Raw genomic sequence first — 409 nt, 5'->3', positions numbered from 1 at the left:
GTGATTATCGGGGAAATTAGCCCTGTGGTTTCTACCATTTTGGGCTCATTTTGTTGTGTTTAATTTTCTGATACAATCAGGATTTTATTCGATGTATAACTGTTTAATTATCAATACCTATGTTAAATAAGGGTACATTTACGGTGGATGCAGCTGCTTAGTTAGGCGGTAAAAAATCGATGATGAACCAAAAAAATGCTCAGGATGAAAACACGATACCCGAAATGAAGATGGAACTATCTCAAGAAACGCAAAAGGCGATTGAGAAAAGCTTAAAACCCTATCTGGATATGAAAGATGCATTTGTGGAAGGGAATATTGCCGGTGTTTCTGCTTCCGCCAAAACTACATTAGAACAACTACAATCGGTCGCAGAAAGTGATTTGGGTAAAATGGAACAATCCCACAT

General features: G+C 37.7%; 1 pseudogene. It reads left to right on the top strand.

The features are described 5' to 3' along the window. Positions 1 to 179: 179 nt before the first annotated feature. Positions 180 to 409 (top strand): annotated as a pseudogene (locus RM529_RS17825) (DUF3347 domain-containing protein); the annotation flags it as partial.

The organism is Autumnicola edwardsiae, assembly GCF_031846505.1.
Lineage (GTDB): Bacteria > Bacteroidota > Bacteroidia > Flavobacteriales > Flavobacteriaceae > Autumnicola > Autumnicola edwardsiae.
Note: the sequence above shows the minus strand (reverse complement) of the source record. Positions and strands in the feature narration are given on the sequence as shown.